Source organism: Pseudomonas sp. SZ57 (genome assembly GCF_009495975.1).
In the GTDB taxonomy this organism is placed as follows: Bacteria; Pseudomonadota; Gammaproteobacteria; order Pseudomonadales; family Pseudomonadaceae; genus Aquipseudomonas; species Aquipseudomonas syringae.
Map to the genome: position 1 here is coordinate 74,744 of NZ_WIBD01000025.1, position 15,981 is coordinate 90,724.

A 15,981-nucleotide genomic window follows, 5' to 3' on the forward strand; every position below is an offset into this window, starting at 1 on the left:
GTACGGGCTGGAACTGATGAAAATAGATATACGTCTTGGTGCAAGCTTTGAATGCTCAGGTCTCCCGCTACCATGCGGTATCAGCTGATCTCTCTACTAACTCGACAAGTGGGCATGCCTATGGGTTTACAAGGGGGTTAATCCCGATCCTTTTGATGCCCAGATGTCGTGATGTGACGACGAGTACGCTAGGCCACGCCTGTCAGCTTCACCAAAATAGCCACTAGATAGCTCGCCAGAATCCCCAAGGCAAATTTTACTAAAGGGCGATCAAGCCATCCCGAATCCTTGGAATTATTCGGTAATGCCTGATTGTAAACATTCACTTGGGCGATCTGGGTAGCATTAATCGTGGTCGAAAAACCTTGTTGCGGTGCAGTCCTCCACCCTGACTCTTCAGCACGACGCAGCGCTGCCTTCACACGGCTGCGAAGTGATCTGGCCATTTTTATAATTTGGACACCTAGCATCGCAACGCCTACCAGTCCAAGCAAAGCTAGGTTGCCGTAACTCAGGGGATCACCTTGATTGATGGTTAGAGCGTGGTCCCATATAAAGCTCGTGTATGGATATGTCGTTGCGAAGACTGAGTAGGCGAGCTTGCTCATTGCTTGAAATATGATACCGAACCCTGGAAGGCCTCCAAGCTCAACGCCCTGCCAATATACGAATGTCAGAAAGGACACTGCGTACACTAGTAATGTGCCCAGCCACATGGCGTAGCCCAGCATGTAGTAAATCCGGTATCTCAAAATAGCTTCGCTTATCTTCATATCTACTGCGTACTCATTGTTGGCTATTCCATTTAGCAGTTACGCATATTGCTCTAACCGCCCATTCACACTAATACCTATCAGGAAAATCCCGAATTCTGACGTCGCGGGAGCGGCCATCGGCATGGAAAAACTCTGTCCGCTTCCCATCCCTGAATATGCTTTCTAAATACAAGGTTTTTCGCCCCACTATCAACCCAAGTACAGGTCGTTTGTCATTACGCTTAACGGCGAGTTTCCTCCACTCGGTCAAATCAGTGTCGGACGGCGACGGATGATCCTGCGGGTGCGTATGCCACTCACCAACGTATCTGACCAACCCGTTGCTATCGCTCCATTGCTTCTGAGCGATGTGCTCATGCACCTCCCTCATTCGCTCAAAAAACGTTCTAAAGCGTCGGTCAAACTTAGTGGGCTCGGTGGCATCGACAATTTCAAGATGTGACCCACGGACATACCCAAGTAGAAGGCCTCCACCTTCCATATCCGTAGGTTCTGCCTGAATATGGCGCAGGAATACGTTGAGCACCTGGGAGTGGATGTAAATCAAATGACGACCTTGGTTTGCGGACCACTCTGCTACGAACTGCATGCTTGGCAGACCTCAACCTTGGGTGGATCACAATCAGGTGTAGCTGATGTGAACATAGAGTCAGTAATTTTGGTCCGTAGTGAAGGAGAGGCTTTTCCATTAGCCCACGCCAGCGCCATTTCAGCGCCCAACGCTGCGGCTTGAATAGATACGGTCGCGGGAAAAGGGACATACAGGCCTTCGCAGCCATGTCCGGCCATAACGTGGGGTACCCCGCCCTCTACGGTCGGGAATTGGCCCACTCTGGTGTGTGTCGAGAGGCACCGGTAGCACGCGCCTTCTCCAGCAGTTTTAAGTAGGGCGCGCACGGCTGTCCCAGGGCCTTCGACCCATACTGATAACATCGGCGTCGAGGAGATGTAGTTGGCGGTCAGCCAATGCCCAAGCGCCTCTTCCCCTGTGGCATCAATCAACAGATCCATTTCGCCCAAGTGCGCTTTACGCACATCGACCTCTAGGGCCCGCACGGAGATCCCTGGAGAGTCAAACTCAAGCATGATACTGGTGCCAAGAGCTTTATTAGTGTTGAAATATCGCAATCCCAAGCAGTGCCTACCGACGTTTTCCGGCATCAACCGATCAAAATCTACAAGCGTCAGCTTGCCTCCACCTGTCCCTGCCCCAGCCTTCGATAACAGGTCGGCTAGATATCCGCCGATGGTTCCGCACCCCACCAAGGCAATCTTGAAGCCTGCTAACGTCTTCATAGACGGAATGCTGCGCTGCGCGATGTAATGCTCGTCGATCCGTATTGCAGCTAGCCTAGTTATTCGGAAACTGAAGAGCCTTTCTGTACCTCTTGACCGCTGAAATTTCTCATCGCTCAGGATGGACTGGTCAAAATGCACCTGAAAGCCGTAGTTCAGTGTTGGCGATTGAATGAAAATAATCGCATCAGCGTGCTTCTGCCGATAAGCTTCAGATATACGCTGCTGGATTTTCCGAGCGCAGCCTTTATCCAGCTCACGCTGCCAAATCAGGATATCAGCAACGGAATTAGGCGGCCATGCAGTCTGATTAGGGCGGGGCTGAGCGACGGTTCTGACAACATATCCCAGCATCATTTGCCTTTTCGGCTGAAAGTTGAGCGCGTCAATTCTGCGGACTGTGCGATTTATATTATCGGTGAGTACGGGGGTTCGTACTCCTCTCTGCGAGATGACGCAAAAGGCAGGGATCTCACCTCGTTTCAAATTTTGGACATCGAAAACGCAAAACTGACTGAACCAGTGAACCAGAAACTCCTCTGTCAAGTCCTCTACCATTTCCCCTTTGAGAATGCATCCCAGAACACGTTCTGCCTCAGCCAGACATTTTAGTGTCTGACCGATGGGGTCAAAAATATCGAGCACTACAGAGCTTGCTGTCAGATAACAGAGCCAGCCGCTAGATCCGAGGTGAGGTGTTACTGGCCCTAGTTCAGGGGGCAGCTCTTTTAGACTCACAACCGGTAATGAAAAGAACGTTGGGTCTACAGTGAACTTGCACTGATAATCGCCGGCAACCGTCTTAAGAGGCCCCTCAAACCAAATCCAACGTTCAGGTGTTCTTCCGATGTGTTTGAAGTCTCGGGATTGCATTTCTGAAATCAGATTAGGAATTGCCTCACTCATCTACTAACCAGCCTTAGTGCGACCGACCAGTTCACTGGCAGCCGCTTGCGCGGGAAATGCCGCAATGGTCGCAGCAACAGTAACCTGTTTAATTCGGTTCGGACGATTAGGAAACCGAGGTCCGAACATGCTGATCATCCAATTGCACGCGGTTGTCTCATCAGAGGCATTCACCGCGCCATTAAGATAGTTTTCGAACATTTCAAATTTCTTGGCTGCTTGCTCAAGTTCATCACTTGGGAGACGATCACTCAGGCTCTCTTCGGCACTCACGGGATTGACCACGCCATTCCGAAGGGCAGCAGGAAGCCCTTTCAAGACTTCGAGAAGCGCCAAGTCGTCTCTTCGATCCATTTTCGTGAACAACGGCACAGCTGCGGCCATCAACAAAATGGAAGATGGCCCACCTTTCTCCCACTGCCAGTCACGGAAGGCTTTGAGGTAACGGACCACACGACGAAGCTGTTCGCCTTTCGATTCGACTTCATCTACGAACCAGTCTTTCACCGGTCGTGGGTCAGAATTAATCCAGTCTTCTTCGCGATGGGCCAAGAGCACTTCACCGATTGGAAGCGTCGTCCAGGAGTCTGCCCGCCTAACGTTTACAGCATCCATCAGGCTTTCAAAGCCGTAGCTATTTGCGGCCTTCTCAAGGGTCACGTACTCGTCATCTGGTATCGAATACAAGGGGATATCGATGTGAGCCGTGGTCGATATCTCGATCCGGATGCAAGTCGGTTTGTCAGTCACAAGTTTCCACTTTTCGCTCCGCTTGGACTCAACCAATCTGCTTAACGCCTCTTCGGCTGCTGCGAAAAAAATGGCACTGGCAGCACTTGGTCTTTTGCTGCCTTTTAGAAAACTGATCGGCAGGTAGGCCCCATCATCGACATCAGATTGTTGCGGAGGTAGATGGGCGGGGCTATTAAGCGTTTTGTATGCCCACGAGCCTTGAGTAAAAAAACGTGGCTGAGGAATATCACCCTTGTACCCCTGCTCGACCAAGACCTTGGGTATGCCATGTCGGAGACACTGCCGGACCTCATTTTTTGCCGACGTAATCTGGAGTCGTTGTGATGCAGTCAGCTCCAGTGCCTGAAGCAAACACGACTCGTCCTCGGATGTATTGAAAAGCGGTGACAGATTAAGCATCTAGAGATCCCCCGAATTTTTGTTTGGACCGTGGAAGAACGTTGGAGGTTTTGGTTGATGACCACGGAACGGTATGAATCTACGGTCACCCAATGCGCGTTGAGCCGCTGCCATGCCTCGATCCCGGAGGGTGTTTGTTGAAGCCTCGGATACATCGTCCAATGCCTTCACGTCGCTGCTTTGCTGCGGTGTTACTTGATCATCAATTTTGAAATAGCAGTCGCCCAGAGATTGAGTAAGCATGTAGTCCACAGAAGACTCTTGGGCCGAGATAACCAGATCGAAAAGGCTCCCTCCCCACCCAATAACTCCTTGATCCAGATCCTTCCCTCCGCTAACTGTGGCACCGACAGTCATAGTTCCGATTGCGAGCACACGAACACGAATATCTTGATTGGGAGCAAGAAAGGTACGAACTTCATGGAGTCCGAAAAGCCCAGGCGCATTTCCGACCAGTCCGCCGTCAACAAAAACTCCGCGGTCATTACGTACAGATGGGAAGTACACGGGAGCAGCGGAGGTAGCCAAGGCGACATCCACTAGGCTCATACGGTGATCGAGTTCGAAAGATGGGTGGTGGGGGGTTTTAAAAAATTGACCACGCCCAGTGGTGTAGTTAACAGCCGGTATGAGAACCCGATGCTTCAGGTCGCCCATAGTGGTGGCGCCAAACCGCTGGTGAAGGACGGAGCTTAGGCCGCCGTTTGAGTGCTTCGCACGCGTAAGGAATCCCAGTCGCCTACGCATGAAGTCCCGCGAACCGAATATCTGCTTACCTTGATCTTCAAACAAGGATTTCAGTTCACTCGCAGGGATCTCACTCGCAAGCCCTAGAGCCAGAAGGCCCCCAGCTGAGGTGCCGCAGATCAGATCGAAGTGAGAGGCGATTGGGCGACCAAGAACCTGCTCAAATTCTTTGAGGATCGTGGCGGTGTAAAGCGCCCGATACCCGCCACCAGACAAAGCAAGCACGTGATAAATTGGCAAATCTTTGCTGTTATCTGTCATTTAGGCCCCCTACAGCTCTAACAACCGCACCGAACCAAAAAAACACCACATATAGTGCAAAATCAAAAAAGCCACCACTAGATACGGTTATACAGGATTTCTGGAATGGATCCAAGTCGTCGTAGGAAGGTACTGAAGCCGAGCCAAGGACCAACGAGAGGCTCGATCAGGGCATGTTCACCCGTCGGAGTGGGCCGGTGACAGTGCGAAACGATGGTCTAGGCACCGGCTTAGATCATCGACAAGGGCATCCCAACCGCAGGGTTGCTGTCACATGTGATCTTAGAAAAGCTTGCTGACGATTTACCGCCGTACCTTAGAAAATCCTTGGTCGTGGTGACCCGATGATGGCCCGTTCGAAACTGACGCAAGTATCCCTTCTCCGGACTGATATGCTTCGATCCAAGTCAACAACTCCTATGACCAAAAGACCAAAACAGTTTGGCATATCTCCTGGTTACAGAACTTTCTAGAGAGACGCCGCAGCCCAAAATGCCTGCTAGGTAGTTGAATATGTCAAACACACGAGACAATTTCTCGATCCGAACCAAAAGTGATTTGGCGTTGCGTGCCAGCTACATATGCAGCAAGTGCAAGTGCCCGACTGTTGGACCAAGCGATGAAGCTTCCAATGCAGTGACGATGATAGGAGTTGCAGCCCACATTTCTGCCGCTTCGGCTGGTCCTGGTGCGCGCCGCTACGACCCAAACATGACCTCTTTAGAGCGTTCGCACATCGATAACGGGATTTGGTTATGTGGAACGTGCAGTATTCTCATTGACCGAGATGAACAGCGTTTTTCGACCAAATCTCTCTTGGATCTGAAGAGGCAGCACGAGGAATCCCGGCGCATCCACAGAACCGGCGGCGCCGACGCAGATGATATTATTGCTGTTGGCCCCCTCCTCATAGCCTTGGGCTCGGTCGTTAGATCCGGTCCGGAAGGAATACAGGTCAGAATCTCCCATTTTTTACAGGGGACTATGCGAGACCTGTGGTCTTTGACCCAAGATTTTAGGAAATGGCCCAGAGAACGTCGTTACGTGCTCCTGAATGAGCTTGGTTATGGAGGACTGTTGGCTGAAGCACCTAGTATTGAGCGAACCAATCAAGGGTACGAGGTTCACTTCATCCTTGAAGCTGAAGTGCCACGTAGGGATGCTAGCAAAATCAAAACACTGTGCGCAGACACATTGAAAAGGCTTGAAGGGCTTGAAGCTATAATCCCGATTTGTCAGGCCACATTGGGCATGGCATGCGGGACGTGGTTCGCCGATCTTGATCGAGGTAGTGATGTATCTGACCTCTACTGGCGCTATCTAGGTTCGCCATGGTTCGCAGGTCTTGTCACCATGGAAATGATCCGCCTTTCGTCCATCCCATCAAAGCCACTTCATGGCTCCGACGCCACGACGCCCATGGCCTGCGTTAATCGGATCAATCGCGTCGAAATCCCCTCATTCGAACTCACCGATCATCGCTTACCTATTTTTGTGGATATCGAGCTAGAGGGAATTGGTAATTGGAACGGGACATTACTGGTATTCATCTCCAGTTCGGATGAGCTGCTCGCAGCCAGGGCCAACGCCGAAAGAGCGGGCAGCCGAATGGCACCCACCCAACATCGCAAAGTCACACCCCTAAAAATCACAGATGAAAAACTCATAGCCCGGCTCAAAAACTGGACGTAAACATCACGCACAATCGAGCGTGGATTAGCCGCTCAACCGGACAACATCGAGTCCAAAGCGACTTGCCGCGAAAATGCTTTAGGGGGCAATGCAATAGCTTGCCCCAGCTCAGTCACATCACCAACCAGGATCACCTGGAGTTGAGTGCGAGTTAAGGCTTTAAACACGTAGGTTCGGCCCGTTTGAAGGTCAAAATAATTTTACACTTACAAAAACGAAGAAGCCCCCGCATTGCGGGGGCTTCAGCCCTAAACTTTACAATAAAGTCTCAGGTAAGTCCTAGAACGGAATATCATCATCAAAGCTATCGAAGTCAGCAGCTGGCTGCGGCGCTTGTTGTTGCGGCGCTGGGCGCGAGTCGCGCTGTTGTGGCGGCTGCTGGTTGTAGTTCTGCTGAGGTGCAGATTGCTGCGGCGCCGACTGTTGTGGGCGCGACTGCTGTGGACGAGGTGCGGACTGGTTGTAGTTGCCGCCGCCCTGACCTTGTTGAGCGTCGCCCTGTGGACGGCCGCCCAGCAGTTGCATGGTGCCCTGCATGTCGACGACGATTTCAGTGGTGTAGCGCTTGATGCCGTCTTTTTCCCACTCGCGGGTCTGCAGCTTGCCTTCGATGTACACCTGCGAACCCTTGCGCAGGTATTCACCAGCGATTTCGGCGACTTTGCCGAACATCGATACACGGTGCCATTCGGTCTTTTCGACTTTCTGACCGGACTGCTTGTCAGTCCACTGTTCGCTGGTTGCCAGACTCAGGTTGGTCACGGCGTTACCGTTAGGCAAGTAGCGAACTTCGGGATCCTGGCCGCATGTACCGACCAATATGACTTTGTTAACCCCACGGGCCATAACGTTCTCCTAGGCTTCGCACGCTTCTGACGCTGGATTGACCAGCTTTTCGAGAGAGGCACGATCCAATAATTTTGTGTCGAGTTTTATGTAGATGGCTGCCTCTTCCGCAACCACCACTGCATCTGTCACGCCTGTTACGGACATCAAACGCTCTGCCAGGCCTGCTTCACGCTGCGCCTGCGGCGACAACGGCAGACGTAGGCTGGTCACGTAAGGCGGTTCTCGCATGGTCACTGCGAAGGCGAGCCAGACGGTGGCCATGGCTGCACCACCCAGGAACACCACATCGAGCCCACCGTGCTGGAACAACCAGCCGCCCAGTATCCCACCTGCGGCCGATCCAAGAAACTGGCTGGTGGAATAAACTCCCATTGCCGTGCCTTTTCCGCCGGCCGGTGAAACCTTGCTGATCAGCGACGGCAACGACGCTTCCAGCAGGTTGAACGCGGTGAAGAATACCACTGTCCCGATGACCAGTGCCCGCAACGTGTCCCCGTATGCCCAGAAGAATAGCTCAGCCAGCATCAAAACTGTGACGGCGCCCAGCAGAACGCGCTTCATTTGACGTTTCTTCTCGCCATAGATGATGAACGGGATCATCGCGAAGAAGGAAACCAGCAAGGCGGTCAGGTAGACCCACCAGTGTTGTTCCTTGGGCAAACCGGCTTTTTCGACCAGCGCCAGCGGCAAGGCCACGAAGCTGGACATGAGCATCGCATGCAACACGAAGATACCCAAATCCAGGCGCAGCAGGTCCGGATGACGCAACGTCGCCCCCAGTGCCTGTTTGGCGACGCCGGACTCGCGGTGCATTAACGCCCCGCTGGCCTTGGGCACCACGTAGGCGACGATGAGAACGCCTATCAAGGCCATGCCGCCGGTGGCCAGGAACAATCCGGAAAGACCGAACATGCCGGTGATGACCGGGCCGACGACCATGGCGATGGCGAACGACAGGCCGATAGTCATGCCGATCATGGCCATGGCCTTGGTGCGGTGCTGTTCGCGGGTCAGGTCAGAGAGCAGCGCCATGACTGCCGCGGAAATAGCGCCAGCCCCCTGCAGGATGCGTCCGGCAATGATTCCCCAGATCGAATCCGCGTTCGCCGCCACCACGCTGCCGATCGCAAAGATGATCAGGCCGAAATAAATGACCGGTCGCCGGCCGATACGGTCGGAAATGATCCCGAACGGTATCTGCAACACCGCCTGGGTCAGGCCGTAGGCGCCAATCGCCAGACCGATCAGTGCAGGGCTCGCGCCTGCCAGGTCCATGCCGTAGGTTGCCAGAACCGGCAAGACCATGAACATGCCAAGCATGCGGAACGCGAACACCAGGGCCAGACCGCCTGCTGCGCGGGTCTCGCCGCTACTCATACGCTCGCTGTGGGTATCGTGCATGGAATAACCTCGTGTGAACCGGCGGCGATTCTACCAGTCCCATCGTTGTACAGCACATACGCGACGCTTTGCCGCGTGATGGCTCGGAGCCGTATACTCCGTCGTTTATGCCCGCCAAGCGAGGCCGCAGTGGACAAGATCCTGATACGTGGGGCACGAACCCACAACCTGAAAAATATTGACCTGACACTTCCCCGCGACAAACTGATCGTTATCACCGGGCTCTCCGGCTCAGGCAAGTCTTCACTGGCTTTCGATACGCTGTACGCCGAAGGGCAACGCCGCTATGTCGAATCGCTGTCGGCCTATGCCCGCCAGTTTCTGTCGATGATGGAAAAACCGGACGTCGACACGATCGAAGGTCTGTCGCCGGCGATTTCCATCGAGCAGAAGTCTACTTCACATAACCCGCGCTCGACCGTGGGTACGATCACCGAAATTTACGATTACCTGCGTCTTTTGTATGCGCGCGTCGGCCAGCCTCGCTGCCCCGACCACGATATCCCGCTGGAAGCCCAGACGGTCAGCCAGATGGTCGACCTGGTGCTGACCCAGCCGGAGGGCAGCAAATTGATGCTGCTTGCGCCGGTCATCCGCGAGCGCAAGGGTGAGCATCTTTCGGTTTTTGAAGAGCTGCGCGCGCAGGGCTTTGTCCGGGCGCGAGTCAACGGCAAGCTGTGCGAGCTGGATGAGCTGCCGAAGCTGGACAAGCAGAAGAAGCACTCGATCGATGTGGTCGTGGACCGTTTCAAGGTCCGCGCCGACCTGCAGCAGCGTCTGGCCGAGTCCTTCGAGACCGCCCTGAAGCTGGCCGACGGTATCGCCCTGGTTGCGCCGATGGACGACGAGCCGGGCGAGGAAGTGATTTTCTCCGCCCGCTTCGCCTGCCCGATCTGTGGCCATGCGATCAGCGAGCTGGAGCCGAAGCTGTTCTCCTTCAACAACCCGGCTGGCGCCTGCCCGACCTGTGACGGCCTGGGCGTGAAGCAGTTCTTCGATATCAAGCGACTGGTGAATGCCGAACTGACGCTTGCCGAAGGCGCGATACGAGGCTGGGACAGGCGTAACGTCTATTACTTCCAGATGCTCGGCTCGCTCTCCAAGCACTATGGCTTCAGCCTGGAAATGCCGTTCAAGCAGATCCCGGCCGACATGCAGAAGATCCTGCTCAACGGCAGTGGCTCGCAAAGTGTCGACTTCCGCTACCTGAATGACCGCGGCGATATCGTCAAGCGCGCGCACCCGTTCGAAGGCATCGTGCCGAATCTGGAGCGTCGCTATCGGGAAACCGAATCGGCCACGGTCCGCGAAGAGCTGGCCAAGTTCCTGGGCACGCAGCCCTGCCCTGACTGCCGAGGCACTCGTCTGCGTCGTGAAGCACGTCATGTGTGGGTGGGTGAAAAGACTCTGCCTGCAGTCACCAATCTGCCGATTGGCGACGCGACGCATTACTTCGAAACGCTCAAGCTGACCGGACGACGTGGCGAGATCGCCGACAAGATTCTCAAGGAAATTCGTGAGCGTCTGCAGTTTCTGGTCAACGTGGGCCTGGACTACCTGACCCTGGACCGTAGCGCGGACACCCTGTCGGGCGGCGAAGCACAGCGTATTCGTCTGGCCAGCCAGATCGGTGCGGGCCTGGTCGGGGTGATGTACATCCTCGATGAGCCGTCCATCGGTCTGCACCAGCGCGACAACGATCGTTTGCTGGGCACACTCAAGCACCTGCGCGACATCGGCAATACAGTGATTGTGGTCGAGCACGATGAAGATGCGATTCGCCTGGCCGACTACGTGGTCGACATTGGCCCGGGTGCCGGCGTGCATGGTGGTCATATCGTTGCCGAAGGTACGCCGGACGAAGTGATGTCGCACCCTGACTCGCTGACCGGCAAATACCTGTCGGGGCGCGTGAAGATTGCCGTTCCTGCCAAGCGCACCCCGCGTAACAAAAAGCTCTCGCTGACCCTCAAGGGCGCGCGTGGCAACAACCTGCAAAACGTCAACCTGGAAATCCCGATCGGTCTGCTGACCTGCGTGACGGGTGTGTCCGGATCGGGCAAGTCGACGCTGATCAACAACACGCTGTTCCCGCTGAGTGCTACGGCACTGAACGGCGCCACGACGCTGGAAGCGGCTACGCACGACAGCATCAATGGCCTGCAGCACCTGGACAAGGTGGTGGACATCGACCAGAGCCCTATCGGTCGTACGCCGCGCTCCAACCCGGCGACCTATACCGGGCTGTTCACGCCGATTCGCGAGCTGTTCGCCGGGGTTCCGGAATCACGCTCGCGGGGCTATGGTCCAGGGCGGTTCTCGTTCAACGTCAAGGGCGGCCGCTGCGAGGCGTGCCAGGGCGACGGGCTGATCAAGGTCGAGATGCACTTTTTGCCGGACATCTACGTGCCCTGCGATGTGTGCAAGAGCAAGCGTTACAATCGCGAGACGCTTGAGGTCAAGTACAAGGGCAAGAACATCCACGAAGTGCTGGAAATGACCATCGAGGAAGCGCGTGAGTTCTTCGACGCCGTTCCGGCACTGGCGCGCAAGCTGCAAACCCTGATGGATGTAGGACTTTCCTATATCAAGCTGGGGCAATCGGCGACGACCTTGTCAGGCGGTGAAGCGCAACGGGTCAAGCTGTCGCGTGAGCTGTCCAAGCGCGACACCGGCAAGACGCTGTACATCCTCGACGAGCCGACTACCGGTCTGCACTTCGCGGATATTCAGCAGTTGCTGGATGTATTGCATCGCCTACGCGACCACGGCAATACCGTGGTGGTGATCGAGCACAACCTGGACGTGATCAAGACGGCCGACTGGCTGGTGGATCTGGGTCCGGAAGGCGGTTCGAGAGGTGGGCAGATCATTGCGACGGGCACACCTGAACAGGTCGCCGAGATGGAACAGTCCTACACCGGTCATTACCTGAAGCCTCTGTTGACCAGAGACAAAGCCTGACACGTGTGATGAAAACGGGTTCGGCATCAGTCGAACCCGGATACAAAAAAGCTCCTGTCACGCAAGTGCAGGAGCTTTTTTATGAGCGGCTGAATCAGAACTGCGATTGCAGGTAGTTCTGCAGACCGATGGACTTGATCAGCCCCATCTGCTGTTCGAGCCAGTAGGTATGGTCTTCTTCCGTATCAGCCAACTGCACGCGCAGGATTTCGCGGGTCACGTAGTCGCTGTGCAGCTCACAGAGCTCGATACCCTTGCACAGGGCAGCACGTACCTTGTATTCGAGACGCAGGTCGCTGGCGAGCATCTCAGGCACTGTGGTGCCGACATCGAGGTCGTCCGGGCGCATGCGCGGCGTGCCTTCGAGCATGAGGATACGGCGCATCAGCGCATCAGCGTGTTGCGCCTCTTCTTCCATCTCATGATTGATACGTTCATAGAGCTTCGAAAAGCCCCAGTCTTCGTACATGCGTGAGTGAACGAAATATTGGTCACGAGCTGCCAGTTCGCCCGTGAGCAACGTGTTGAGATAATCGATTACTTCCGGGTGGCCTTGCATCGCACCAGACTCCTGCTTCAAAGCCGATAGTTTGAACCAAGCGCCGCGCGAGGTCACTGAGAAAAACGCAATAAACCGACGAAAAGTGGCGAAATTACGCCGTTAAGAAGCGAAAAACCGCCCAAATGAGGGCGGTTCTGTTTCTCACTTCGAGTCAGCCCCACAATTCAACGTATGCTGATTAACACCCTGGTTTAGCCTGCCTGAATCGCGAGCAACAAAAAACCGGGCACTAGGCCCGGTTTCATGTTCAAACTGATGTCTTATTCAGCAGCTTCTACAGAGCCACCGATAGGACGATCAACCAGCTCGACGTACGCCATTGGCGCGTTGTCGCCAGCGCGGAAACCGCACTTGAGGATGCGCAGGTAGCCGCCCTGACGGGTTGCATAGCGCTTGCCCAGATCGTTGAACAGTTTGCCGACGATTTCTTTCGAACGAGTACGGTCGAAAGCCAGACGACGGTTGGCAACGCTGTCTTCCTTGGCCAGGGTGATCAGCGGCTCGGCAACGCGGCGCAGTTCCTTGGCTTTCGGCAGGGTAGTTTTGATCAGCTCGTGCTCGAACAGCGACACCGCCATGTTTTGAAACATGGCTTTGCGGTGAGAGCTGGTACGGCTCAGGTGACGTCCACTTTTACGATGACGCATGGTTCATTCCTTACCAAACTCGCGTTCGGTGATTACGACGATCAGGCCGTAGCCTTGTCGTCCTTCTTAAGACTTGCCGGCGGCCAGTTGTCGAGGCGCATGCCGAGGGAGAGACCACGAGAAGCCAGAACGTCCTTGATCTCGGTCAAGGATTTCTTGCCCAGGTTCGGAGTCTTCAACAGCTCTACTTCGGTGCGCTGAATCAGATCGCCGATGTAGTAGATGTTCTCCGCCTTAAGGCAGTTGGCCGAACGCACGGTCAGTTCCAAATCGTCAACCGGACGAAGCAGGATCGGATCGATCTCGTCTTCCTGTTCGATTACCACTGGTTCGCTGTCGCCTTTGAGGTCCACGAACGCAGCCAACTGCTGTTGCAGGATGGTTGCAGCGCGACGGATAGCCTCTTCAGGGTCCAGAGTACCGTTGGTTTCCAGATCAATAACCAGCTTGTCCAGGTTAGTACGCTGTTCGACACGGGCGTTTTCCACCACGTATGCGATACGGCGAACCGGGCTGAACGAAGAGTCAAGCTGCAAGCGACCAATGCTGCGGCTTTCGTCTTCATCGCTTTGACGCGAGTCTGCCGGCTCATAACCACGACCACGAGCTACGGTGAGCTTCATGTTCAAGACGCCGTTAGACGCCAGGTTAGCGATTACGTGATCGGGGTTAACGATCTCGACATCATGATCCAGCTGAATATCGGCAGCGGTAACCACCCCCGAACCCTTCTTCGACAAGGTCAGCGTAACTTCGTCTCGACCGTGCAGCTTGATAGCCAGACCTTTAAGGTTCAACAGGATTTCAATGACGTCTTCCTGTACACCTTCGATGGCGCTGTACTCATGGAGTACACCGTCAATCTCGGCCTCGACTACTGCACAGCCGGGCATGGAGGACAACAAAATGCGGCGAAGCGCGTTGCCCAGGGTATGGCCGAAACCACGCTCGAGAGGCTCGAGAGTGATTTTGGCGCGGGTTGGACTGACAACCTGCACATCAATGTGGCGGGGTGTCAGGAACTCATTTACCGAAATCTGCATGGATGCACCTATTTTCTAGCCCTTACTTGGAGTAGAGCTCGACAATCAGGCTTTCGTTGATGTCGGCGGATAGATCACTGCGAGCTGGAACGTTCTTGAAAACGCCCGATTTCTTCTCAGTGTCTACTTCTACCCATTCTACGCGGCCACGTTGGGCACACAGATCGAGAGCCTGGACAATACGCAGCTGATTCTTAGCTTTTTCGCGGATAGCAACAACGTCGCCAGCACGAACCTGATAAGAAGGAACGTTAACGGTTTTGCCGTTTACGCTGACCGACTTGTGCGAAACCAATTGACGGGATTCGGCACGCGTCGAGCCGAAGCCCATGCGGTATACAACGTTGTCCAGACGGCATTCGAGCAGTTGCAGCAGGTTCTCGCCTGTTGCACCTTTCTTGCCGGCGGCTTCTTTGTAGTAGCCGCTGAACTGACGCTCGAGAACGCCGTAGATACGACGGACTTTTTGCTTTTCACGCAGCTGAGTACCGTAATCGGACTGGCGACCACGACGTTGGCCGTGGATACCTGGAGCTGCTTCGATGTTGCACTTGGATTCGATAGCGCGAACGCCGCTCTTCAGAAAGAGATCGGTGCCTTCACGACGAGCAAGTTTGCATTTTGGACCAATGTAACGAGCCATTTCTTACAGTCTCCTGGATTACACGCGGCGCTTCTTCGGCGGACGGCACCCGTTGTGCGGGATTGGCGTCACGTCGGTGATGCTGGCGATCTTATAGCCACAGCCGTTCAATGCACGGACAGCGGATTCACGACCTGGGCCTGGACCCTTGACATTGACGTCGAGGTTCTTCAGACCGTACTCCAGCGCAGCTTGACCAGCACGCTCAGCAGCTACTTGAGCAGCGAACGGGGTGGACTTGCGCGAACCACGGAAACCCGAACCGCCGGAGGTAGCCCACGAAAGAGCGTTACCTTGACGATCGGTAATGGTGACGATTGTGTTGTTAAACGACGCGTGGATGTGGGCGATGCCATCAACCACTGTCTTTTTAACTTTTTTACGAGGACGAGCAGCAGGTTTTGCCATGACTAAATTCCTGTCGTTGCGCTGGTGCGATTACTTGCGGATCGGCTTACGCGGACCTTTGCGAGTACGCGCGTTGGTCTTGGTACGCTGACCGCGCACTGGAAGACCACGACGATGACGCAGACCGCGGTAGCAGCCCAGGTCCATCAAGCGCTTGATTTTCATGTTGATTTCGCGACGCAGGTCACCTTCAGTGGTGAACTTCGCCACTTCGCCACGCAGCTGTTCAATCTGCTCGTCGCTCAGATCTTTGATTTTCACCGCCGGGTTTACGCCGGTGGTTGCACAAATTTTCTGTGCGGTGGTGCGACCAACACCATAGATGTAGGTCAACGAGATAACAGTATGCTTGTTATCTGGAATGTTAACGCCTGCAATACGGGCCATTCAGTGGGACTCCAATTGACAGCTACCTACGCCCCGGAAGCCAAGAAATAGGGCGCGAGATAATATCGCTGTAGTAACAAATAATCAACCCAGCAGCGCACTAGCTGCTGGGCTTAAGCACAAATCACAATCAGCCTTGGCGCTGCTTATGACGTGGTTCCGCGCTGCAAATTACTCGAACCACACCTTCGCGGCGGATAATCTTGCAGTTACGGCACAGCTTTTTCACCGATGCACGAACTTTCAT

The 15,981-nt window shown here is 54.7% G+C and carries 16 protein-coding genes; 2 read left to right on the plus strand and 14 right to left on the minus strand.

Annotated features, from left to right (window positions below):
- Nucleotides 1-188 precede the first annotated feature (188 nt).
- From GE543_RS21030 to GE543_RS21050, 5 genes are all read right to left on the minus strand, one after another.
- Nucleotides 189-773: a hypothetical protein gene (locus tag GE543_RS21030; RefSeq protein ID WP_153222302.1), complete on the minus strand. Its 585-nt coding sequence runs from the start codon at nt 771-773 to the stop codon at nt 189-191.
- Nucleotides 774-843: 70 nt separating this feature from the next.
- The gene (locus GE543_RS21035) at nt 844-1,365 is read right to left on the minus strand and encodes a Mov34/MPN/PAD-1 family protein (RefSeq protein ID WP_178118650.1); all 522 of its coding nucleotides are present in this window, start codon (nt 1,363-1,365) and stop codon (nt 844-846) included.
- Nucleotides 1,353-2,978 (minus strand): ThiF family adenylyltransferase, encoded by a 1,626-nt coding sequence (locus GE543_RS21040; protein ID WP_256664788.1) that lies wholly within the window; start codon nt 2,976-2,978, stop codon nt 1,353-1,355. The genes GE543_RS21035 and GE543_RS21040 overlap by 13 nt, the downstream gene beginning before the upstream one ends.
- 3 nt (nt 2,979-2,981) lie before the next feature.
- Nucleotides 2,982-4,130 (minus strand): cyclic GMP-AMP synthase DncV-like nucleotidyltransferase, encoded by a 1,149-nt coding sequence (locus tag GE543_RS21045; protein WP_153222303.1) that lies wholly within the window; start codon nt 4,128-4,130, stop codon nt 2,982-2,984.
- A complete protein-coding gene (locus tag GE543_RS21050) occupies nt 4,131-5,138 on the minus strand; it encodes a CBASS cGAMP-activated phospholipase (RefSeq protein ID WP_153222304.1) in 1,008 nt (335 codons plus the stop codon).
- 513 nt (nt 5,139-5,651) lie between these two features.
- Here GE543_RS21050 and GE543_RS21055 point away from each other — a divergent pair.
- A complete protein-coding gene (locus tag GE543_RS21055) occupies nt 5,652-6,830 on the plus strand; it encodes a hypothetical protein (protein ID WP_256664790.1) in 1,179 nt (392 codons plus the stop codon).
- 279 nt (nt 6,831-7,109) lie between these two features.
- Here the strand turns inward: GE543_RS21055 and GE543_RS21060 are convergent, their stop codons facing one another.
- Both GE543_RS21060 and GE543_RS21065 read right to left on the minus strand, forming a co-directional pair.
- Nucleotides 7,110-7,676 (minus strand): single-stranded DNA-binding protein, encoded by a 567-nt coding sequence (locus GE543_RS21060; protein ID WP_003317093.1) that lies wholly within the window; start codon nt 7,674-7,676, stop codon nt 7,110-7,112.
- 9 nt (nt 7,677-7,685) lie between these two features.
- Nucleotides 7,686-9,080: an MFS transporter gene (locus GE543_RS21065; RefSeq protein WP_153222305.1), complete on the minus strand. Its 1,395-nt coding sequence runs from the start codon at nt 9,078-9,080 to the stop codon at nt 7,686-7,688.
- 129 nt (nt 9,081-9,209) lie between these two features.
- On the opposite strand from GE543_RS21065, the gene uvrA reads away from it, so the two are divergent.
- Nucleotides 9,210-12,044, plus strand: a complete 2,835-nt coding sequence (uvrA, locus tag GE543_RS21070) for an excinuclease ABC subunit UvrA (RefSeq protein WP_003317094.1) — start codon at nt 9,210-9,212, stop codon at nt 12,042-12,044.
- A gap of 94 nt (nt 12,045-12,138) precedes the next feature.
- On the opposite strand, the gene bfr is transcribed toward uvrA, so the two are convergent.
- The 7 genes from bfr to rpmJ all read right to left on the minus strand — a co-directional run bounded on the left by bfr (nt 12,139) and on the right by rpmJ (nt 15,981).
- Nucleotides 12,139-12,603, minus strand: coding sequence for a bacterioferritin (bfr, locus tag GE543_RS21075; protein ID WP_003317095.1), 465 nt, complete (start codon nt 12,601-12,603; stop codon nt 12,139-12,141).
- Between the two features lie 263 nt (nt 12,604-12,866).
- A complete protein-coding gene (gene rplQ, locus GE543_RS21080) occupies nt 12,867-13,253 on the minus strand; it encodes a 50S ribosomal protein L17 (RefSeq protein ID WP_003317096.1) in 387 nt (128 codons plus the stop codon).
- Nucleotides 13,254-13,294: 41 nt separating this feature from the next.
- On the minus strand, nt 13,295-14,296 hold the full coding sequence (gene rpoA / locus GE543_RS21085) for a DNA-directed RNA polymerase subunit alpha (RefSeq protein ID WP_002555464.1): 1,002 nt from the start codon (nt 14,294-14,296) through the stop codon (nt 13,295-13,297).
- Between the two features lie 22 nt (nt 14,297-14,318).
- Nucleotides 14,319-14,939: a 30S ribosomal protein S4 gene (rpsD, locus tag GE543_RS21090; protein ID WP_002555465.1), complete on the minus strand. Its 621-nt coding sequence runs from the start codon at nt 14,937-14,939 to the stop codon at nt 14,319-14,321.
- An 18-nt stretch (nt 14,940-14,957) separates the two neighbouring features.
- On the minus strand, nt 14,958-15,347 hold the full coding sequence (gene rpsK / locus GE543_RS21095) for a 30S ribosomal protein S11 (protein WP_002555466.1): 390 nt from the start codon (nt 15,345-15,347) through the stop codon (nt 14,958-14,960).
- Between the two features lie 30 nt (nt 15,348-15,377).
- The gene (rpsM, locus tag GE543_RS21100) at nt 15,378-15,734 is read right to left on the minus strand and encodes a 30S ribosomal protein S13 (protein ID WP_002555467.1); all 357 of its coding nucleotides are present in this window, start codon (nt 15,732-15,734) and stop codon (nt 15,378-15,380) included.
- 130 nt (nt 15,735-15,864) lie between these two features.
- Nucleotides 15,865-15,981 carry a 50S ribosomal protein L36 gene (rpmJ, locus tag GE543_RS21105; RefSeq protein WP_002555468.1) on the minus strand — a complete coding sequence of 39 codons (117 nt, stop codon included), beginning with the start codon at nt 15,979-15,981 and terminating at the stop codon, nt 15,865-15,867.